The following is a 20,080-nucleotide window of genomic DNA, read 5'->3' on the forward strand; positions in this document are numbered from 1 at the left end:
GCGCTGGAAAACGGCTTGAAGAATACCGCTAATCGGTCGTGACGCGATTCGCTTCAGTCAGGTCGATGGTGCCGTCCAGCACTTTGCGCAGCGCCGATTGGCGCAGCGTGCGGATGCCTTCGCGCTGGGCCTGGTCGGCGATGTCGATGGCATTGCCGCCTTCCATGATCACCCGCGAAATCGACTCGGTGACCGGCATCACCTGGTAGATGCCGGTACGGCCCTTGTAGCCACCGTTGCACTGGTCGCAGCCCACCGCCTTGAACAGCGTGAAGCCCGGTGCGGCGATCTGCTCCGGCGTGAAGCCTTCGCGCAGTAGCTCTTCCTTCGGCACCCGGTCCGGCCGGCGGCAGAACTTGCACAGCTTGCGGGCCAGACGCTGGGCGATGATCAGGGTCACGCAGCTCGCCACGTTGTAGGCCGGCACGCCCATGTTCAGCAGGCGGGTCAGGGTCTGCGGCGCATCGTTGGTGTGCAGGGTCGACAGCACCAGATGGCCGGTCTGCGCCGCCTTGATCGCGATCTCGGCGGTTTCCAGATCACGGACCTCGCCGACCATGATCACGTCCGGGTCCTGGCGCAGGAAGGCCTTCAGCGCAGCGGCGAAGGTCAGGCCCTGCTTGACGTTGACGTTGACCTGGTTGATCCCCGGCAGGTTGATTTCGCAGGGGTCCTCGGCGGTGGAGATGTTGCAGTCGTCGGTGTTGAGGATGTTCAGGCCGGTGTACAGCGACACGGTCTTGCCGGAGCCGGTCGGGCCGGTGACCAGGATCATGCCCTGCGGCTTCGACAGCGCCTTCAGGTACAGCTCCTTCTGGTCCGGTTCGTAGCCCAGCGCGTCGATGCCGAGCATCGCGCTGGAGGCATCGAGAATACGCATCACCACCTTTTCGCCCCACAGGGTCGGGCAGGTGGAAACGCGGAAATCGATCGCCTTGTTGACCGACAGCTTCAGCTTGATGCGGCCATCCTGCGGCACCCGGCGTTCGGCCAGATCGAGCCGCGCCATGACTTTCAGGCGCGCAGCCAGGCGGCCGCCCATCTGCACCGGCGGGGTGGCGATCTCGCGCAGTTCGCCGTCCATGCGATAGCGGATCCGGTACTTCTTCTCGTAGGGCTCGAAGTGGATGTCGGAGGCGCTGCGGTTGATCGCGTCGATCAGCACCTTGTTGACGTAGCGGATGATCGGCGCGTCGTCGGTATCGCCGCCGGTGCCCGTGTCCGCTGCCGGATCGGCTTCGCCGCCTTCGACTTCGAGATTCTCCAGATCCTCGTCACCGCCCTGCAGCGCCGTGGCCTGCACGGCGGCGACCGCGGCCTCGATCCCCTTGGTGAGCTTGTCTTCCTCCACCAGGATGCCTTCGACCAGATAGCCGGTGGCGAACTTGACCTCGTCCAGCGCCTGCAGGCGCGTGGGATCGGACAACGCGACGAACAGCTTGCGATCGCGCTTGTAGATCGGCAGCACGTGATGCTTGCGCATCAGCTTTTCGTTGATCTCGCGCGCCAGCGGCGCTTCGATGGTCAAGGTCGAAAGATCGATCAGCGGTGTGCCGAACTCGATGCTGGCGATTTCGGCCAGCCGGCCGGCGTTGATCAGTTTCGATTCGACGACCACCGACACGAAATGGGAGCCGGTCTTGGCGGCCTTGCCCAGCGCTTCGCGCGCCTGTTCCTCGGTCAGCAGGCCGTCGTTGATCAGGCGCCGCGGCAGGCCGCCGATGAAGGTGCTGAACGGAACACTCTGGACGTTGGTGACCACGAATCTCGCCTTGAAACGATGGACCCTTTCGCGCACTCGGTGCGCCGTGCGGCCGGTTGCCGGACGCTACACCGGCGGTGCCGGCGCGGCCAGTGCCGTGTCGCGCCGGCGCGTGCCGCCGCCGGATTCTGACCGATTCCGCACCGCGCTGGCCGAGTGTCAGCGGAACAGGTAGCGGCCGGTTTCCGGATTGCCCTTGCGCCAGACCACGCTGTCGAGGAAGTAGTGGTGCACGTTGATGAAGATCCACGCCGCCAGCAGGAAGGCGTAGTCGCCAACCCCTGCGATCAGCGATGGCGCGACGGTCGCCAGCCATTTCGGCGCCATCCAGAAACCGAGATAGCCGAGGCCGAGCGCCAGCGTGTAGAAGATCGCCATCCTCGCGCCGAACTGCAGTGGCTGGCGGGTGCCGCCGGTCTGGGCCTGCTGGTAGTTCAGCTCGTAACGCCAGACCACGATCATGTACTGGATCGAATGCAGCGCCGGGAACACCAGGGTCAGCACCGGATCGCGGTACAGCAGCCACAGGTACAGCGCCACCGCGTAGCCGACCAGGCCATTGATCGGCGGCAGCTGCCGGGTCAGCCACCACTTCCGGCCCAGCATCGCCAGCACGGCGGCCGAGCTCAGGCCGGCGATCACTTCCAGCGCGGTCAGGATCGGCGCCGGCGTGGCGAACGTGTAGTAGGCGATACCCCAGTAGTCGGCCTTGTAGGCCATGGCGTTGCCGAGCAGCCACGACAGGAACCAGACGCCGTAGGCGTTCCATAGCAGCAGCCGCTTTTCGCGCTCGTCGAAGAAGCGCCGCTTCAGCACGGCATCCAGCATCAGCATGCCGTAGCCCTGCTTCACGTAATGCCAGCCGACGGTGAAGAACATCAGGTTGACGCTCAAGCCCAGCGCGCGCGCGTTCTTGGTCAGCAGGCACCACAGGAAGAAGCCGACCAGCGCCAGCGGCACCGCCACACCGGCGATCAGGTAGCGGATGCGCCACTCGCGCGGGTATTCGGCGGAGAAGCCGCGCTCGGTGAAGCCGCGATAGAACAGATGGTAGGAATGCGCGAAGTGCGGGTTGTTGATGAAGTGGGCGATCGCCGTGGTGATCACCAGCACGTCCGCATACTGCTTCCAGTCGTCCGGCAGCAGCGCGAACCACGGGATGATCAGCAGCGTCGCCCCGCCGAGGCAGAAGAAATCGGTCCACGGACCGAACAGATAGCCGGGCGTCTGGGCAAAGCCGGTCTTCGGTGCGGCCGGCAGGGCGGGCGCTGGAACGGCATCGGGAAGCGGGGTGACGGTGGCGCTCATCGGGCGGACCGGAATCGGGAGATGAAGCGACCGTAGCCGGTGACGAAACAGCGACGCAAGCCAGGTCAGTGCGGCGCGGCGGGTGTCGCCGGCGGGTCGCAGTCCGGCCCGTCCCCGGCGATCGGCTGTGCCAGCGGTTCGCCCGGCTGGAACACCGCCAGCCCGCGTGCCATCTCGGCGGCATCGCTGCAGCGGCGCAGCTTCAGCGCCAGCGGGATCGCCGTTTTCAGCAGCTCGATGCGGCCGCTGTCCGGCAGGGCCTGGACGTTCCACCAGCGCATGCCGTCCTCGTCCAGCAGCGTGAACGCCGCTGCTGTCTGGCCATCGGCATCGAGCCGCTCGGCCAGCATCGTGCGGGCGCGCATGTCCAGCGGATTGCGCCGTACCGCTTCGCGCAGCAGGGCGATCGGCTGGCGTTCGATGCCGGCCGGCAGCGCAGCCGCTGCATCCGGATGCCGGATCAGCAGGCTGGCGAGATCGCGGTACAGGTAGGGCACCGCCGGGAAACGGGCGATCTGCTCGGCCAGTTCCTGCGCGGCCTGCCGGGCGGCGGCCGCGCGCGCCGGGGGCGCTGCCGCCGGCTTGTCGGCTGCCGCGCTGTAGGCGTTGACCAACCATTCGCGGGCCGGCAGGTAGTCGGGCTGGGTGGCCACCAGCAGCGCCGAGTAGCGGCCGAAGAACGGCTCGTCGCCGGCCAGCTGGGTGCACAGGCGCAACGGACAGCGGCCGGTGGTCATCGCCTGATAGACGCCCTGCAGGCCCTGCGTGCCGGCCAGCCACAGGGCCAGCACGCCGATCAGCGTCCGCTGCATCGGCCCCGACAGGTAACGGCCCGGATCGATCCGGGCAACATCGTCGCGCAGCGCATCGAGCCGGCCGAGCGCCAGCCCCGCCAGCAGCGACAGCGGCAGCACGTAGAAAATGAAATTCAGCGCTGCGTGACCGAACAGGCAGGCCAGCGCCGCGACCCAGCCGGCTGCTTCGCCGAAAGTGGCTGCACCACCGGCCGCGTTGCGCCACAGCCGGATAGCCGCCGCCACCGCGCTCAGGCCCAGCAGCACCAGCAGGCCGGCCAGCAGCGGGCCGCCCTCGGCCAGCATCTGCAGGTAATCGTTGTGGGCGAGATCGCCGGTCGTCGATTGCTCGTCCGGGCTGCGGTACATCAGGTAGCGGATCTTGTAGGTGCCCAGCCCGCTGCCGTACCACGGGCCGTCCTCGACCATCCGCCAGGTCGACTTGAGCATTTCCAGCCGGTCGCGCGTGGAGCCGTCGCCCTCGATCGCGGCCAGTCGGGACAGTGCGCTGGTGTGCTGCTGCAGCGGCGCGATCAGCGCCAGCAGCGCGACGAAGGCCAGCAGGCTAGCCGCCAGCGTCGTCCACGCGCGGCGATCGCGGCGGATCAGCAGCAGCCCCAGCACGGTGATGCCGAGCGCAAAGCTCAGCTGCCCGCCGCGCGAGGCGGTGGCGGCCAGGCAGGCCAGCGCCAGCAGCGCGAAGGCGGCGGTGCCGGAGCGCAGCGCCGGGCCCAGGCCGTCAGCGCGGCGGCGCGTTTCCAGCCCGGCGATGGCGGTGACGGCGAAGACATTGCAGAACGCCGCGAAGGCGTTGACGTCCTCGAACACCGAGAACGGGCGGCTGCGCAGCAGCAGGAAATCGACCAGGCCGATCGCCAGCACCAGTGTCGCCACCACCCGCAGCAGCGACAGGGCGGCCTCCCAGTCGGCGGCATCGCGGAAGCGCTGCGCGGCCAGGTAGCCGAGCGGCAGCGCCGCGATGATCCAGCCGACCGTCGCGCTGGTGCCGGGCAGTTCGCTGAAGCGCGGCATCAGCAGCAGCCAGGCCGACAAGGCCAGCAGGCTGCCGCTGGCCAGCGTCACCGGCACTGTCGGCGACGTATCGGCCACCACCCCGCCGTCCTCGCGCGCAGTCGTCGGCAGCAGCAGTGCCAGCATCAGCAGCAGGGCAAGCGCCAGCGAAACGGTTTCAGGGCCGCCGACATGCCGCAGCGCGGCGGCCATCGCCAGTGCCAGCAGCAGGGCCGATGCAGGATAGGTGGCAGGTGTCACGGCGCGCTCCGGAGAACCAACGAAAACGCCGCCTTGACGGCGGCGTTCTCGCGAAAGTGCAACTCAGGCTGGCCGCGGAATCCGCTCAGCCGGCCTGAGCTGTTCCGATCAGCGGCAGGCCTGCGGCAGGTACTTGCCCGGGATCGTGGAGCCGGCGGCGGCGTTGCAGGCCCAGGTTAGCGTGCCACTGCTCGAAGCAGTCGGCGTAAAGACCAGCGTCTTAGTGTCAATTGTGGGCTGCCCGGTACCCTGCGCCGTTACGGTGATAACCCCATTCGCAACCTCCAGCTTTTCAACATATCTGGTCGTGTCGCTGACGCAGCCGGCTGCCGAAATATTTGCCGGCAGCGCGCCCGACGAGGCGAACGATTCGGTGACCGCCGATTTGCAGGCATCGGCCGCGACGACCACTTCGCTGACCTTGGCGCGGTTCGCGTAGTCCTGGTAAGCCGGCAGGGCGATGGCGGCGAGGATGCCGATGATCGCGATGACGATCATCAGTTCGATCAGGGTGAAACCTTGCTGGACCTTCTTCATGGGTGTGCTCCGGGTGTGTAGGCAGGAACGGCGGATTCGGGATGCTGCGCAACGAACGGGGAGCAACCGCTGTGCCACTCGCGACGGGCGAGAAAAAGCGAGAAAAATCAGGGTGGCTCTACAAGCGGCGACCGGTGGCGACTGACACGCCGTGGCCGATCCGGGTCGCAAGCTGACAAAAAACGTCGGTCCGCGCGGGACGCACCTGCGGGTCGTTGTCCGTCGATGCCCGGTGCGCAGGTCGCGCGGAACCAGCCTGTAAACTGTTCGCCCCCGCAAGCCCGTCGTCCCGACGCGCGCCACCGCCTGCCGCCTCATGAAAGCCGATTACAGCCCCGTCGAAGTCGAGTCCAGCGCCCAGGCGTTCTGGGCAGCCAACCAGTGCTTCAAGGCCATCGAGAAGCCGGGGGCGGAGAAGTTCTACTGCCTGTCGATGTTCCCGTACCCGAGCGGCAAGCTGCACATGGGCCATGTGCGCAACTACACGATCGGCGACGTGATCAGTCGCTACCAGCGGATGAAGGGCAGGAACGTGCTGCAGCCGATTGGCTTCGACGCCTTCGGCCTGCCGGCCGAGAACGCGGCGATCAAGAACGGCGTGCCGCCGGCCCAGTGGACCTACTCGAACATCGACACCATGTGCGGGCAGCTGAAGCAGCTCGGCATCGGCTACGACTGGGACCGCAAGTTGGCCACCTGCGAGCCGGACTACTACCGCTGGCAGCAGTGGTTCTTCACCGAGCTGCTGAAGCGCGGCCTGATCTACCGCCGCAACTCGAGAGTCAACTGGGACCCGGTTGACCAGACCGTGCTTGCCAACGAGCAGGTCATCGACGGCCGCGGCTGGCGCAGTGGCGCGATCGTCGAGCAGCGCGAGATCCCGCAGTGGTTCCTGAAGATCACCGCCTACGCCGATGAGTTGCTGGAAGAAGTGAAGCAGCTGGAGCACTGGCCGGAAGCCGTGCGGCGCATGCAGGAAAACTGGATCGGCCGCTCCGAAGGTCTGGAGATCGATTTCACGGTGGCCGGCCGAGACGAGAAGCTGACCGTCTTCACGACGCGCCCGGACACGCTGTACGGCGTCACTTTCGTCAGCGTCGCCGCCCAGCATCCACTGGCGCTGGAAGCCGCCGCGCGGGATGCCACCGTGGCCGCGTTTGTCGAGGAAGCCAGCCGGGGTGACGTCACCGAAGCGGCGATGGAAACGATGGAGAAGCGCGGTGTCGCGCTCGGCATCGAGGTCATCCATCCACTGACCGGCGCGCGCATTCCGGTCTATGCCGCCAACTTCGTGCTGATGGGCTACGGCTCCGGCGCAGTGATGGCGGTGCCCGGCCACGATCAGCGCGACTGGGAATTCGCGACCAAGTACGGGCTGCCGATCAAGGCGGTGATTGCCGCTGCTGTCGACGGCCCGGCGCCGGACCTGTCGGCGAGCGCGTTCACCGAAAAGGCCTTCACGATCAACTCCGCCGAGTTCTCCGGCCTGGCGTTCAAGGACGCCTTCGACGGCATCGCCGCCAAGCTCGAAGCGCAGAACGCCGGCCGCCGCCGGGTCAACTACCGGCTGCGCGACTGGGGCGTCTCGCGCCAGCGCTACTGGGGCTGCCCGATCCCGGTGATCTATTGCGAGACCTGCGACGCGGTGCCGGTGCCGGCCGATCAGCTGCCGGTGCGCCTGCCGGAAGACCTGGTGCCGGATGGCCGCGGCAACCCGCTCTTGCGCCTCGACAGCTTCGTCAACGTGCCCTGCCCGCAGTGCGGCAAGCCGGCGCGGCGCGAGACCGACACCTTCGACACCTTCGTCGATTCGTCTTGGTACTACGCCCGCTTCGCCAGTGCCGGTGCGCAGACCGGCATGGTCGACGAGCGCGCCGCCTACTGGCTGCCGGTGGATCAGTACATCGGCGGCATCGAGCACGCGATCCTGCATCTGCTTTACGCGCGCTTCTTCTCCAAGCTGATGCGCGACTGCGGCCTGCCGGCGGTCGCCGAGCCGTTCAAGCGCCTGCTGACCCAGGGCATGGTGCTGGCCGAAGGCTTCTATCGCACCACCGAGGCCGGCGGCCGCGACTGGATCAATCCGAAGGATGTCGAGCGGGCCGCCGATGGCAGCTACACGCTGAAGGCGAGCGGCGAGCCGGTGACGGCGGTCGGCCTCGGCACCATGTCGAAGTCGAAGAACAACGGTGTCGATCCGGCGGCGATCATCGACTCGCACGGTGCCGATGCCGTGCGCCTGTTCATGATGTTCACCGCACCGCCCGAGCAGACGCTGGAATGGAGCGATGCCGGCATCGACGGCGCGCTGCGCTTCCTGAAGCGGGTCTGGAAGCTGGTGGCCGAGCATGTCGCGCTCGGTGCCACCGAGCCGCTGGACCGCGCGGTGCTGAACGCCGCGCAGAAGGACCTGCGCCGCAAGCTGCACGACATGCTGGCGCGGATCAGCGACGACTTCGGCCGTCGCCACAACTACAACACGGCGGTCGCCGCCTGCATGGAGCTGGTCAACGCGCTGGCGAAGTTCGATGACCGCAGCCCGCAGGGCCGGGCAGTGCTCGGCGAGGCGCTGGACGCGCTGGTGCGCGTGCTGTCGCCGATCGTGCCGCACGTTGCGCACACGCTGTGGCAGGCGCTGGGCCATGCCACGCCGGTGATCGACGCCGACTGGCCGGAGCCGGAAGCAGAGGCGCGGGTGTCGGACCAGATCGCGATGGTCGTGCAGATCAACGGCAAGCTCAGAGGCCAGATCAGCGTGCCGGCCGGCGCCGCGCAGGATCTGATCATCGCCGCCGCGCTGGCCGACGAAGGCGTGCAGCGTTTCCTGGCCGGGGCGCCGATCAAGAAGCAGGTCGTGGTGCCGGGCAAGCTGGTCAATTTCGTGGTGTGATCCGCGCATGAATCTCGTTCGACCGATCGGCATCTCGCTCGCCACGCTGGCGCTCGCCGCCTGCGGCTTCCATCCGGTCGGCAGCCGGCCGCTGCCGAAGGCGCTGCGCGCGGTGCATGTCGAACTGGTGGACCCGTATCGCGTCACCACGCCGCCGGTCGAGGAGGCGCTGAAGGCGCGCATCGTCCGCGGCGGCGGCGAAGTGATCTCCAAGGCCGATGACGCCGCTACCGTGCTGCGGCTGTCCGACCTGCGGGAAGCGCAGGAGGTGCTGTCGATCGGCACCGATGGCCGGGCCATCGAGTACCGGCTGGTGACCCGCGTGACCTTCGAGATGCGCCGGGTCGTCGATGGCAAGGCCGAAGTGCTGATCGCACCGGAGTCGCAGACGGTGTCGCGCGACTACAGCTTCAGCGCCCAGCAGATCCTGGCCAAGGAAGCCGAAGAAGCGCGCCTGCGCCGCTACATCCAGGACGAACTGGCGGAGCGGGTGCTGCTGCGGGTCGAGGCGCGGCTGGCGACGGCCGATCCGGACGCGCCGGACCTCAAGCCCGGCATCGTGCCAGTAGCTGCACCGGATGCAGCACCGCCGGGCTGATCCCGCCGGCCCGGCGCAGGCCGCCGGCCAGATGCAGCGCGCAGCCGACGTTGGCGCTGACGATCACCTCCGGCTGCAGCCGCTTTACCGCATCGAGCTTCGGCTGCAGCAGCGCATCGGCAGCGTCCGGATGGTGGATGAAATGCGTTCCGGCCGCGCCGCAGCAGCGGCCGCCGGCGTCGAGTTCCACCACCTTCAGCGCCGGCACCCGCGCCAGCAGCGTCCGCAGCGCTGCGCCCTGGCGGATCACGTTGTGCTGCGTGCAGGGCTCGTGGATGGCGACGGTCATCGGCGTGGCACGGAAGCGCAGGGCCGTGCCGTGTTCGAGCAGGAAGGCGATCGGATCCTGCAGCCGCCGGCGAAAGGCGTCGCCGCCGTCGATCCACTGCGGGTAGTCGCGCAGCGTCGCCGCGCAGCCGGTGGCCAGCGGCAGGATCGCTTCATCGCCGTTTCCGAAGGCCGCCCGGTTGCGCGCGGCCAGACGCATCAGGCCCGCCGGATCACCGGCATGCTGGTCGATCGCCCCGCAGCAGGTCTGCGCCGCCGGGCGGCGCGCCTGATAGCCGCAGTCGGCCAGCAGGAGGGCCAGGTCGTCGGCCAGCGGCTGGTCGACGATGTCGCCGACGCAGCCGCTGAAGATCATGACGTCGCCGCGCGCTTCGGCGGACGGCCGTGGCGCGGATGCCGCCGACGCCGGCAGCGGCGTGGGCAGCAGGGATTCGAGCCGCGCCAGCCGGCCGTTGCCGAGCAGTCGGAAACGGCGGATGAGCCGCTGCAGACCGCTTGCCGCGTGGAGTCTCAGCAGTGTCGCGAGCCACTGGCGCAGCACGCGCCGCGACAGCACCGCGCTGACCACCCGCGATGGCCGCAGCCGGGCCGGGCGCTGGCCGGCCAGCAGCGTGCGGCCGGCGTCGATCAGGCTGCCGTAGGGCACCTGGGCCGGGCAGACGCGCTCGCAGGCGCGGCAGCCGAGGCAGCCGTCGAGGTGGCGTTCGGTGGCGCTTGACGGGACAATGCGGCCGGTCGCCAGCCCCTGCATCAGCATGATCCGGCCGCGCGGAGAATCCGCTTCTGTGCCGGATGCCCCGTAGGTCGGGCAATGCGGCAGGCACAGCCCGCACTTCACGCAAAGGTCCGCGTCGGCAAGTGGAAACGGGCGCGATTCTGGCGTCGACATGATGGCCACGACGCTAGCACAGCCGGCCGTCCGCCCCGCTTGCCAGTGCCGGCTGCTCCCAACCCCGAGAGGAACCCGATTCGATGCCCGTGAAGCCGCCCGCCCGTTCGCCGTTATCCGTGAGTCTGCTGTCGCTGCTGCTGATGGCCGGAGGTGCCCGCGCTGCGGCCGATGCGGCGCCAGTGGCCGAGGCTGCCGCGCCCGCCGCGGATGCCGCCGCCGACACCGATGCCTTCGACGAGACGGCCGAGCCGATCCGCGATCCGGTTCCCGGGTCCGAAGCGCAGCCGGACGTGGCCGCGTCAGAAGCAGCGGCAGAAGCGCCGCCGGCTCCACCGCCACCACCACCGACGTCGCCCTGGCGCGGCGATGTTGCGATCGGCGTGGTCAACACCTCCGGCAACACTCGCACCCGTTCGGTCAACACGCGCGGCGCCATCGAGTATCGCCACGACCGCTGGCGCAACCGTTTCAGCGCGCTGGCGTTCAGCGGCACGCGCGAAGGCCTGACCACCGACGAGCGCTACTCGGCCGCCAACAAGACCGACCTGCAGTTCAACGAGCGCAACTACGCGTATACCAACCTGGCCTACGACAACGACCGCTTCGCCGGTATCGCCGAGCGCTACGCCGCCACGATCGGCTACGGCCGTCACCTGCTGACCGGGCCGACGCATACGCTGGACATCGAAACCGGCGTCGGTGCCAACCGCACGCGGGACCAGGAGGATGTCTACGAGACGGCGGCGATCGCCACCTTCGGCGGCAAGTACATCTGGGTGATTTCGCCGAACGCCGAGTTCAGCCAGACGCTGCGCACCGAAGCGGGCCAGACCAATGTCTACGTGAATCCGATCACGGCGCTGAAGCTGACCATCGTCGGCAACCTGTTCGCGACCTTCAACCACGAAATCCGCTACAACTCGCAGGTGCCGGCCGCAACCCGGCACATCGACCAGATTTCCACCCTCAACCTCGGTTATTCGTTCGGAACGCCATGAGCGACGCAGACTCCCGGCCGCTGCCGGACCCGTACTTCAAGCACCACGTGTTCTTCTGCTGCAACCAGCGCAGCGACGGCCGCGCCTCCTGCGAGGATCACGGTGCCAGCGCACTGCGCGACTACTGCAAGCAGAAGGTCAAGAAGGCGGCGATCACCGGCATCGGCCGCGCGCGGGTCAACCAGGCCGGCTGCCTCGATCGCTGCGAGCAGGGCCCGGTGATGGTGGTCTACCCGGAAGGGGTCTGGTACCGCTACGGCAGCGAGGCCGATGTCGACGAGATCGTCGCCGAGCACCTGCTCAAGGGTCAGCCGGTGTCTCGGCTGCGGATTTGATCGCGGCGGCCTGCGCCTCGGTGCTGGGCGCCACGGTGGTGCCGCCGGTCATCCACAGCAGCACGTCGTAATAGCTGCGCACGTTGGTGACGAAGTGCACGGCTTCGCCGCCGCGCGCGTAGCCGTGCTTGGTCTGCGAATACCACTGTTCCTGTGACAGCCGGCGCAGGCTGTCCTGCACGTCCTGCCAGAGATTCGGGTTCTTGCCGAGCTTCTGGGCCAGCTTGCGGGCGTCGTGCAGGTGCCCGAGTCCCTGGTTGTAGGCGGCCAGCGCCATCCAGGTGCGGTCCGGCTCGGCGATCGACGCCGGCATCTTGCGCAGCAGCTGCTGCAGGTAGCGGGCGCCGCCCTCGATGCTCTGCGCGGCGTCCTCGCGGTCCTTCACCTCCATGTGCTGGGCGGTGTCGGTGGTCAGCATCATGATGCCGCGCACGCCGGTGTAGCTGACCGCATCCGGGTCCCATTTCGATTCCTGATAGCCCACTGCCGCCAGCGTGCGCCAGTCGATGCCATAGCGTTCGGCGGCATCCTCGAAGTGGCGCTGGTACTTCGGCAGCAGTGCCTTGACGTCGCCGACGAAGCGCACCACGCCCAGGTACTCGTCGTTCTCGACGACGCCGAAATGGCGATCACGCAGGCGCGCCAGCTCTTCTTTCGGATACGTGGTCAGGTACTGCTGGACCTCGTCGTACAGGCTGCTGTCGCGGCCAACCGGCAGCGCCCAGGCGATGTCCTCGTTGCCGGACAGATCGAACGCCACGCGCAGCTTCGGCGCATGGCGGCGGTTCAGCGCTACCAGGTCGGAGTTCGCGATCGTGTAAGTCAGTTCGCCGTCCGCCACCCGGGCCAGCAGGTCGTTGCCGCCGGCATCCGGCACTTCCAGCCATTGCAGGGTCGGGTAGCGGCTGGCGCGCAGCTGCACCAGCCGCTCGGCCATCGAACTGCCGAGCGGCACCGCCAGCTTGCCGTCGAGATCGCCGGGATCGCGCGGCTTCCGCTGGTCGGCGCGATAGACCAGCTGCTGGCGCACGGTCTGCACGGGCTTGGTGAAGCGGACCATCTCGCTGCGGGCCACCGTCACATTGATGCCGGCCGCGCCGATGTCGACCTTGCCGCCGGCCACGTAGTCGAGCACCTGCGCGCCGTTGGCGAGGTAGACCAGTTCCAGTTTCACGCCCAGCTTCTCGGCGAAGGTGCGCAGCAGGTCGCATTCGTAGCCGGTCGGCCCCGAAGGGCCATCGAAGCAGGTGGTCGGGCTGTTGGTGGTCGCCACCCGCAGCACGCCGTTGCCGCGGACCTTCTCGAGCCTGCCGGGATGCGGCGAGCAGGTGGTGAGCACGACCAGCGCGATGGCTACCACCAGCACGCTGCGCACCGCCCAGACCTGGCCCCGCACGGCCATCATCGTGAAGCTGCATCCGTCGTCATGTCGGTCTCGCGTGCCCGCAGCCGCTCGAACCCTCGCGGGTCCGGCCGCTGCATTGTTCTGGTGGCCATCATGCAGGTATCGCGTCGGCTGCTCGCGCGGCTTGCGGCTGACAGTGCCGTCGCCGCAAAAAAGTCCTGCGCAGCCAAAAGCGGGTTGATAGAATAGTCGGGCTGCGGCAACAAAGCCCGCGTCCGGAATCGACCCTCCGGCGCACCGGCGCCCTGGCAACGCGGAGAGGTGGCGGAGTGGTCGAACGTACCTGATTCGAAATCAGGCGTACCGCAAGGTACCGTGGGTTCGAATCCCACCCTCTCCGCCATTCCTGCTTCGAGTGTGAAAGCCCCTGCCAGCAGGGGCTTTTTCGTTTCCGACGCTGCCTGCTAGGGCCTGCTCTGCCTTCCGCGATACAGCGAGCGTCAAGGTCGGGGTGCCGGCGCCGATGCGGTGCGGCACAAGCTGGCGGGGCTGGTCGGGGCGTCGCGCGGAATTTCTGCCGGTCCACCGTCATGCAGCCCAGCAGGACGGCTGCTGATCTCGGCCTGCATGTGTTCGCCGAGCCGGCCGATGAAATTCGGTTGGAACTCCGTGAGCTTTCCGCGAGGAATGTGCGCGTCGGAACGGAAAGACTCACGGGCGGCCGGCATTTGGGGCCGGCCGCGACAACGCTCATCACGGAGAACGCTCATGACTTTCCTGAAAACGCCGGCTTCGCTGTTCGTCACGCCGCTGCTGTTGACTGCCGCGCTGGTATCGGGGGCCGGCCACGCTGCAGGCCCTAAGAACGGCCTCGTCGCGTATTACTGCTTCAACAAGACCACCAGTGCCGATTGCAGCGGCGGCGGCAACCACGGAACGCCCAGCGGCTCGGTGCAATTGGTTCCGGGCGTCCTCGGCACCGCTGCGAAGTTCGGCGGCTATCAGAACATCGGCTCGATTGAAGTGCCGTCGAGCCCGTCGTTGTCGTTCGGCAACGTGTTCACGATCAGCTACTGGGTGCGCGTCGACGATCCGGCTGGCGAGAATGCGTTCGGCCAATTCGTGCCGTACGCGACGCAGATCGCGGTGGCCAAGCGTCACGATGCCCAGGGCCTGTTCAGCTACGTATCGCCGGCGCCGCCGTCGAGCCCGGCTTACGTTGGTTTCATCGATTACGGTGCGGGGGCGCTTTTCGATACACAGACACCGATTGAAACTGGCAAGTGGCTGCATGTGACCGTCACGCATCGGTCGAACCCCAACCGCCTTCGGCTGTACGTCAACGGCAAGCTGGCGCGAACGATCGAGAACGCAGGCTACAGCTTCGACGTCGCCAATGCCTTGCCGCTGTTCCTCGGTGCCCAGGCGCCGTTGTTCGGCCCCAACCTGTACCGCTACCCGCTGAACGGCGCGCTTGACGAGGTTCGGATCTATAACCGCGAGCTGTCCGCCGTCGAAATCTTCCTGACGGTGTTGTCCGACCGTTACGGCATCGCAGGCTGAGCGGTCGCACCCCGACGGTCGTCGGGGTGCAGACCTTGAGAGGTCGGTCGAGGCAGGCGTCAGCTGGTTGTGATGCCGAGGTTGCCGAGCCGGTAAACGAGCCGGGAGCGGGTGATGCCCAGCGTTCGCGCCGCAGCCGACAGGTTGCCGTCGGCCTTGGCGATCGCCCGTTCGAGCAAGGCCCGCTCCAGCGAGCCGGCGACCTTGTCGAGGGAGAAGTCGTGCGGTGCATCGTCCTCCGACAGCAGCGCCTCGATGCGCCGGATGGCGTCGCGAACCGCGCCGGCTTCCCGGTCCGCGCAGTCGGCGCCGGCTTTCCGGGCGCTGTCCTGCAGCGCGTCGTCGGCGGCCACATGGCCGTCGCGGTCGAGGCCGAAGGTGGCGGTGTCCCAGCGTTCGCCGCTGACGAACAGCTGACCAACGTCGATGGCGCCGCTGTGCTGCGACAGGATCACGCCGCGCTCGATCATGTTTTCGAGTTCGCGGATGTTGCCGGGCAGTTCGTAGCTCAGCAGCGCATTGATCGCGCGCGGCGTGAAGCCGGTGACGTCGCGGCGATGGCGGGCGCTGAACTTGCGCAGGAAGTGGTTCATCAGCACCGGGATGTCTTCGCGGCGCTCGCGCAGCGGCGGAACCTTCACCGGGAACACGTTGAGCCGGTAGAACAGGTCCTCGCGGAAGCGGCCGGCGCGGACTTCGGCCTTCAGGTCCAGGTTGGTGGCGGCCACCACGCGGACATTGACGTGGCGCACCCGGGTATCGCCGACGCGTTCGATCTCCCGCTCTTGCAGCGCGCGCAGCAGCTTGCCCTGCGCGGTGAGATTCATGATGCCGATCTCGTCGAGGAACAGCGTGCCGCCGTTGGCGCGCTCGAAGCGGCCTTCGCGTGAGGCGGTGGCGCCGGTGAATGCGCCTTTCTCGACGCCGAACAGCTCGGATTCGACCAGGTTCTCCGGAATCGCGGCGCAGTTCACGGCGATGAACGGCTTGTCGGCGCGTGGGCTGATCCGGTGCAGCGTGCGGGCGAACACTTCCTTGCCGACGCCGCTTTCGCCGAGGAACAGCACGGTGGCATCGGTGTCGGCCACACAGCGCAGCATGTGGCAGACGGCATTGAAACCGGTCGATACGCCGACGATCTCGTCGTCGGCGAACATCGCGGCGGTTTCCGGATTCGGCGCGGCGCGCCGGCCGCGGCCGCCGGTGGACAGGCCGCTGGAGAAGCTCTGCGCGCGCAGGTAGCGCACGTCGTCCTCGGCATCGTCCCATTCTTCGACCGGCTTGCCGATGATCCGGCAGTGATCGCTGCCGGTGGCGCGGCATTCGACTTCCCTGAACAGCACCGGACGGCCCATGAACACGCTCGTGTATCCGGACGCGTAGCCGATCTGCATCCAGCAGACCGGTTCGACGCCGATGCCGTAGGTGTGCACGTGCACCTCGTCCTCGGAGGAATGGCGCCAGATGAATTCGCCGCGATATTGGCCGCGGGCGATATCCATCTCCTGGCGGACCAGGTCGACCTTGACCATGCCCTCGAGGGCATGCAGCTGCGGGCCGACCGCGAACATGTCGCCGACGGCTGCCTGCGGCCGCAGGCGGCGGGCCAGTTCGGCATCGTGAGCGCCGGAGTTGTAGCCCATGCGGGTCAGCAGGCCGCGCGCGCGCTCGATGCCGAGGCTTTCGATCAGTTCCCGGCGCAGCACGCCCATCGCCGAGGTGTGGATGAGCTGCATCCGCTGATCGTCCAGCCAGATGCGGCCCTCGGCCGGCGCGAAATGCAGCCGCGCCAGCAGATCGTCGATATCCGGCGTGCTGTCGTCGACCTGGTTTTCGCCAGGGGTCCAGCCGCGCGACGGCGCGGATGCAGGGGCATCGGTCGGCATCAAGCTTCTCCTCGCAAAGCACACTTCTTCGGCAGGTCCGGCTGCGCCGTCATGCCCGTCGTTATGCCGGCACTGTAGCGGGTCGCCGTCAGGCGGTCCCCCTTGTCCGGTGAATGGCCACATCGGCGGCGGTGATCGGCCGTCGATCTCATCGGTCTGAAACGCAGGCCGGATGGCCTGCGGATTTTCAGCGAAACCCGCGGCTGCGCCTACCCTGATTTGCGTGATTTCAATCAACGCGCGCGCTGATGGGCGCGCCTCGAACAGCGCGCTTGATGACGGTTACAAAGAAAGAATCTGATTGCACACAGTCTGTTGCATCGATGACGCAGTGCAGCAGGCGCGGTCATGGCACGGCCGCTGCAATGGAGCGATCCGCGTACCTGACAAGCGTGGCCATCCGGCGACCGAATTGTCAGGGCAGCAACCGGAGGAGAACGGTGTCATTCCATCAGCTGCCGCAGGCTCGCCCGCGGTTCGACGTCACCAAGCACTACGTGCGTTTTCGCGAGATCCGCGATGACGGCTACGTGCTGTTCGACTTCGCCATCGGCGATCCCGAACTGGCGGTGGAATTGATGCTCCCTCTGGCTGCCTATCAGGCCTTCTGCCGCGAACGCGGCGTGATCTACCTGACGCGCGAACAGGCCGACACGATCGATTTCGAACGATCGAAGTGGCAGTTCGGGCGTCCCGGAATCCAAGAGTAGGGGGAGTTCATGCAAGTCGATATCAGGACCGAAACGGTCACCCAAATCCGCCAGACGTTCTCGCACACGGCCCGCCATATCGGTGGCGACAAGCCGGCGTCGCGTTACCAGGAGGCCACCTACGATCTGCAGCCGCAGGTCAACTTCCACTACCGACCGCTGTGGCAGCCGGAACTGGAGGTCTACGACCGTCGCCGCACCAAGATCGAGATGAAGAACTGGTACGCGCTGCGTGATCCGCGCCAGTACTACTACGGTGCCTACACCATCGCCCGCGCCCGCCAGCAGGATGCGATGGAGAAGAACATCGAGTTCGTCGACAAGCGTGGCCTGATGCGCAGCCTGCCGGACGCGCTGCGTGATCGCCTGATCATGGCGCTGGTGCCGCTGCGCCATCTGGAGTGGGGCGCCAACACCAACAACTGCTACATCACGGCCTACGGCTGGGGCACGGCGCTGACGCAGGCGACGATGTACCACACGATGGACCGTCTGGGCCTTGCCCAGTATGTGAGCCGCATCGGCCTGTTGCTGGATGGCAACTCCGGCGATTCGCTGGCGCGCGGCAAGACGCTGTGGATGGAAAATGCCGCCTGGCAGGGCCTGCGCAAGGCGGTGGAAACACTGATGGTCACCGAAGACTGCATGGAAGTCTTCGTGGCCCAGAACCTGGTGATCGACGGGCTGCTCTATCCGCTGGTCTATCAGCACCTTGATCGCCTGCTGAGCGATGAAGTCGGCCCGGTGCTGAGCCTGCTGACCGAGTTCATGAACAACTGGTACGACGAAACGTCGCGCTGGGTTGACGCCGTGATCAAGACGGTCGCGACCGAGTCGGAAGAGAACCGCGCGCTGCTTCGCAGCTGGATTCTCAGCTGGCGCGGCACCGTGTTCGCCTCACTGCAGGGCTATGCAGCGGAAGTATTCGGCGAGCACGCCGAAGCCGTCCTGGCGCAGGTCGATCAGAGCTTCGGCGCCCGCGTCGAGAAGCTTGGCGTGGCACTGGCGGAGAAGGCGTGATGAGCAACGTCTTCATTGCCTTCCAGACCAACGACGACACGCGCCCGATCATCGAGGCGATCGAAGCCGACAACCCCGAAGCGAAGGTCAATCGCTATCCGGCGATGGTGAAGATCGACGTGCCGGGCCGGCTTGTCGTCAAGCGCGAGTCCATCGAGGAGCGCGTTGGCCGCGCTTACGACCTGCGCGAACTGCAGGTCAACCTGATCTCGCTTTCCGGAAACATCGAAGAGTCGGACGACGAGTTCGTCCTGCACTGGAACTGAATTTCCCCTCTCTTTCATTCGTTTCGATTCGAGGAGCACCACGATGAACATGCCATTGACGGCCAAGCCGGCAAAGAAGCTGAGCCTGAAGGAAAACTATGCGCTGCTGACGCGCGGCCTGGGCTGGGAAACCAGCTATGTCGACATGGACCGCGCCTTCCCGCAGGACAAGTTCGAAGGCATCAAGATCCACGACTGGGACAAGTGGGAAGACCCGTTCCGTCTGACCATGGACGCCTACTGGAAGTACCAGGGCGAGAAGGAGCGCAAGCTCTACGCCATCGTCGATGCATTCCAGCAGAACAACGGCCAGTTCAACATCGTCGACGCGCGTTACATCAACACGCTGAAGCTGTTCCTGACCGGCGTATCGCCGCTGGAATACGCCGCGCATCGCGGTTTCGCGATGGCCGGCCGCAACTTCCGCGGCACCAGCGCGCGGATCGCCAGCCAGATGCAGGCGATCGACGAACTGCGTCATGCGCAGACCCAGGCGCACACGATCAGCCACTACAACAAGTTCTTCAATGGACTCCATGATCCGGGTCACATGCACGACCGGGTCTGGTACCTCAGCGTGCCGAAGTCGTACTTCGAGGACGCGATGTCGGCCGGTCCGTTCGAGTTCGTCACCGCGATCTCGTTCTCCTTCGAGTACGTGCTGACCAACCTGCTGTTCATGCCGTTCATGAGCGGCGCGGCCTACAACGGCGATATGGCGACGGTGACGTTCGGCTTCTCGGCGCAGAGCGACGAATCGCGGCACATGACGCTGGGCCTGGAAGTCGTCAAGTTCATTCTCGAGCAGGACCCGGGCAACGTGCCGATCGTCCAGCGCTGGCTGGACAAGTGGTTCTGGCGCGGCTATCGGCTGCTGACGCTGGTGTCGATGATGATGGACTACATGCTGCCGAAGCGCGTCATGTCCTGGGCCGAAGCCTGGGAGATGTACTTCGAGCAGAACGGCGGCGCGCTGTTCAACGATCTTGCCCGCTATGGCATCCGCATGCCGAAGTACCACGAGGTGGCCTCGAAGGAAAAGCATCGCCTGAGCCACGAGGCCTGGGCGACGTTCTACAACTACGGCCATGCGGCGGCGTTCCACACCTGGGTGCCGGAAGAGAGCGAGATGAAGTGGCTGTCGGAGAAATATCCGACCACCTTCGACAAGCACTACCGCGCGCGCTTCGAGTACTGGCGCGAGCAGCAGAAGGAAGGCAAGCGCTTCTACAACCCGACCTTGCCGATGCTGTGCCAGACCTGCCAGATCCCGATGTTCTTCACCGAACCGGATGATCCGACCAAGATCTGCTACCGCGAGTCGGAATATCGCGGCAACAAATTCCACTTCTGCTCCGACGGCTGCAAGGACGTTTTCGACTACGAGCCGGAGAAGTACGTGCAGTCGTGGCTGCCGGTGCACCAGATCTACCAGGGCAACTGCTTCCGTCCGGAAGCCGACCCGACGGCGCCGGGCTTCGATCCGCTTGTCGAAGTGCTCCATTACTACAACTTCAAGCCCGGCCACGACGGCGGCGAGTACCTGGATTCGCCGGATCGCAAGAACTGGGAATCCTGGACCGGCAAGCCCGGCGTCAGCAGCTGAGGAGACGAAC

Annotated in this window: 16 protein-coding genes and 1 tRNA gene; 10 read left to right on the forward strand and 7 right to left on the reverse strand. The window is 66.7% G+C overall.

Annotated features, from left to right (window positions below; genetic code table 11):
- Positions 1-28 precede the first annotated feature (28 nt).
- The 4 genes from pilB to ACTIGJ_RS18150 all read right to left on the reverse strand — a co-directional run bounded on the left by pilB (position 29) and on the right by ACTIGJ_RS18150 (position 5,673).
- Entirely contained in the window at positions 29-1,762 is a 1,734-nt protein-coding gene (pilB, locus tag ACTIGJ_RS18135; protein ID WP_439641735.1) for a type IV-A pilus assembly ATPase PilB, read from the reverse strand.
- Positions 1,763-1,921: 159 nt separating this feature from the next.
- The gene (locus ACTIGJ_RS18140; protein ID WP_439641736.1) at positions 1,922-3,070 is read right to left on the reverse strand and encodes a hypothetical protein; all 1,149 of its coding nucleotides are present in this window, start codon (positions 3,068-3,070) and stop codon (positions 1,922-1,924) included.
- A gap of 65 nt (positions 3,071-3,135) precedes the next feature.
- On the reverse strand, positions 3,136-5,136 hold the full coding sequence (locus ACTIGJ_RS18145) for an O-antigen ligase family protein (RefSeq protein WP_439641737.1): 2,001 nt from the start codon (positions 5,134-5,136) through the stop codon (positions 3,136-3,138).
- Positions 5,137-5,244: 108 nt separating this feature from the next.
- Positions 5,245-5,673 carry a pilin gene (locus ACTIGJ_RS18150; RefSeq protein ID WP_439641738.1) on the reverse strand — a complete coding sequence of 143 codons (429 nt, stop codon included), beginning with the start codon at positions 5,671-5,673 and terminating at the stop codon, positions 5,245-5,247.
- 316 nt (positions 5,674-5,989) lie between these two features.
- Here ACTIGJ_RS18150 and leuS point away from each other — a divergent pair, with 316 nt between their 5' ends.
- Together leuS and ACTIGJ_RS18160 are read left to right on the forward strand one after the other, a co-directional pair.
- Positions 5,990-8,563, forward strand: a complete 2,574-nt coding sequence (leuS, locus tag ACTIGJ_RS18155; RefSeq protein WP_439641739.1) for a leucine--tRNA ligase — start codon at positions 5,990-5,992, stop codon at positions 8,561-8,563.
- Positions 8,564-8,570: 7 nt separating this feature from the next.
- On the forward strand, positions 8,571-9,161 hold the full coding sequence (locus ACTIGJ_RS18160) for an LPS-assembly lipoprotein LptE (RefSeq protein WP_439641740.1): 591 nt from the start codon (positions 8,571-8,573) through the stop codon (positions 9,159-9,161).
- Here the strand turns inward: ACTIGJ_RS18160 and ACTIGJ_RS18165 are convergent.
- Complete coding sequence (locus tag ACTIGJ_RS18165) at positions 9,109-10,338, reverse strand: (Fe-S)-binding protein (RefSeq protein ID WP_439641741.1); 1,230 nt, start codon at positions 10,336-10,338, stop codon at positions 9,109-9,111. The two genes, ACTIGJ_RS18160 and ACTIGJ_RS18165, sit on opposite strands and share 53 nt — an antisense overlap.
- 119 nt (positions 10,339-10,457) lie before the next feature.
- Here ACTIGJ_RS18165 and ACTIGJ_RS18170 point away from each other — a divergent pair, with 119 nt between their 5' ends.
- Positions 10,458-11,339, forward strand: a complete 882-nt coding sequence (locus tag ACTIGJ_RS18170; protein ID WP_439641742.1) for a DUF481 domain-containing protein — start codon at positions 10,458-10,460, stop codon at positions 11,337-11,339.
- Positions 11,336-11,674: a (2Fe-2S) ferredoxin domain-containing protein gene (locus tag ACTIGJ_RS18175; RefSeq protein WP_439641743.1), complete on the forward strand. Its 339-nt coding sequence runs from the start codon at positions 11,336-11,338 to the stop codon at positions 11,672-11,674. Before ACTIGJ_RS18170 ends, ACTIGJ_RS18175 begins: the two co-directional genes overlap by 4 nt.
- Here ACTIGJ_RS18175 and mltF read toward each other — a convergent pair.
- Positions 11,640-13,079: a membrane-bound lytic murein transglycosylase MltF gene (mltF, locus tag ACTIGJ_RS18180; RefSeq protein ID WP_439641744.1), complete on the reverse strand. Its 1,440-nt coding sequence runs from the start codon at positions 13,077-13,079 to the stop codon at positions 11,640-11,642. The genes ACTIGJ_RS18175 and mltF overlap by 35 nt on opposite strands.
- Before the next feature lie 255 nt (positions 13,080-13,334).
- Here mltF and ACTIGJ_RS18185 point away from each other — a divergent pair.
- Both ACTIGJ_RS18185 and ACTIGJ_RS18190 read left to right on the forward strand, forming a co-directional pair.
- Positions 13,335-13,422, forward strand: a tRNA-Ser gene (locus tag ACTIGJ_RS18185).
- A 365-nt stretch (positions 13,423-13,787) separates the two neighbouring features.
- Positions 13,788-14,582 carry a LamG domain-containing protein gene (locus ACTIGJ_RS18190; protein ID WP_439641745.1) on the forward strand — a complete coding sequence of 265 codons (795 nt, stop codon included), beginning with the start codon at positions 13,788-13,790 and terminating at the stop codon, positions 14,580-14,582.
- A gap of 59 nt (positions 14,583-14,641) precedes the next feature.
- On the opposite strand, the gene ACTIGJ_RS18195 is transcribed toward ACTIGJ_RS18190, so the two are convergent.
- Positions 14,642-16,468, reverse strand: coding sequence for a sigma 54-interacting transcriptional regulator (locus ACTIGJ_RS18195; protein ID WP_439641746.1), 1,827 nt, complete (start codon positions 16,466-16,468; stop codon positions 14,642-14,644).
- Positions 16,469-16,908: 440 nt separating this feature from the next.
- Here ACTIGJ_RS18195 and ACTIGJ_RS18200 point away from each other — a divergent pair, with 440 nt between their 5' ends.
- Genes ACTIGJ_RS18200 through ACTIGJ_RS18215 form a run of 4 tightly spaced genes read left to right on the forward strand, consistent with a single transcriptional unit; the run spans position 16,909 to position 20,070 of the window.
- A complete protein-coding gene (locus ACTIGJ_RS18200; RefSeq protein WP_439641747.1) occupies positions 16,909-17,178 on the forward strand; it encodes a phenol hydroxylase subunit in 270 nt (89 codons plus the stop codon).
- 9 nt (positions 17,179-17,187) lie between these two features.
- Entirely contained in the window at positions 17,188-18,198 is a 1,011-nt protein-coding gene (locus ACTIGJ_RS18205; RefSeq protein ID WP_439641748.1) for an aromatic/alkene monooxygenase hydroxylase subunit beta, read from the forward strand.
- A complete protein-coding gene (locus ACTIGJ_RS18210) occupies positions 18,198-18,464 on the forward strand; it encodes an MmoB/DmpM family protein (RefSeq protein ID WP_439641749.1) in 267 nt (88 codons plus the stop codon). The genes ACTIGJ_RS18205 and ACTIGJ_RS18210 overlap by 1 nt, the downstream gene beginning before the upstream one ends.
- Positions 18,465-18,507: 43 nt before the next feature.
- Positions 18,508-20,070 carry an aromatic/alkene/methane monooxygenase hydroxylase/oxygenase subunit alpha gene (locus ACTIGJ_RS18215; protein WP_439641750.1) on the forward strand — a complete coding sequence of 521 codons (1,563 nt, stop codon included), beginning with the start codon at positions 18,508-18,510 and terminating at the stop codon, positions 20,068-20,070.
- Positions 20,071-20,080 lie beyond the last annotated feature (10 nt).

Origin of the sequence: Nevskia sp. (assembly GCF_051860985.1) — a bacterium.
In the GTDB taxonomy this organism is placed as follows: domain Bacteria; phylum Pseudomonadota; class Gammaproteobacteria; order Nevskiales; family Nevskiaceae; genus Nevskia.

Coding starts and splice junctions, on each gene's coding strand:
- ACTIGJ_RS18140 (WP_439641736.1), bottom strand. CDS start 3,070: ATGAGCGCCACCGTCACCCCGCTTCCCGATGCCGTTCCAGCGCCCGCC.
- ACTIGJ_RS18150 (WP_439641738.1), bottom strand. CDS start 5,673: ATGAAGAAGGTCCAGCAAGGTTTCACCCTGATCGAACTGATGATCGTC.
- leuS (WP_439641739.1), top strand. CDS start 5,990: ATGAAAGCCGATTACAGCCCCGTCGAAGTCGAGTCCAGCGCCCAGGCG.
- ACTIGJ_RS18160 (WP_439641740.1), top strand. CDS start 8,571: ATGAATCTCGTTCGACCGATCGGCATCTCGCTCGCCACGCTGGCGCTC.
- ACTIGJ_RS18165 (WP_439641741.1), bottom strand. CDS start 10,338: ATGTCGACGCCAGAATCGCGCCCGTTTCCACTTGCCGACGCGGACCTT.
- ACTIGJ_RS18175 (WP_439641743.1), top strand. CDS start 11,336: ATGAGCGACGCAGACTCCCGGCCGCTGCCGGACCCGTACTTCAAGCAC.
- mltF (WP_439641744.1), bottom strand. CDS start 13,079: ATGATGGCCGTGCGGGGCCAGGTCTGGGCGGTGCGCAGCGTGCTGGTG.
- ACTIGJ_RS18190 (WP_439641745.1), top strand. CDS start 13,788: ATGACTTTCCTGAAAACGCCGGCTTCGCTGTTCGTCACGCCGCTGCTG.
- ACTIGJ_RS18195 (WP_439641746.1), bottom strand. CDS start 16,468: ATGCCGACCGATGCCCCTGCATCCGCGCCGTCGCGCGGCTGGACCCCT.
- ACTIGJ_RS18205 (WP_439641748.1), top strand. CDS start 17,188: ATGCAAGTCGATATCAGGACCGAAACGGTCACCCAAATCCGCCAGACG.
- ACTIGJ_RS18210 (WP_439641749.1), top strand. CDS start 18,198: ATGAGCAACGTCTTCATTGCCTTCCAGACCAACGACGACACGCGCCCG.
- ACTIGJ_RS18215 (WP_439641750.1), top strand. CDS start 18,508: ATGAACATGCCATTGACGGCCAAGCCGGCAAAGAAGCTGAGCCTGAAG.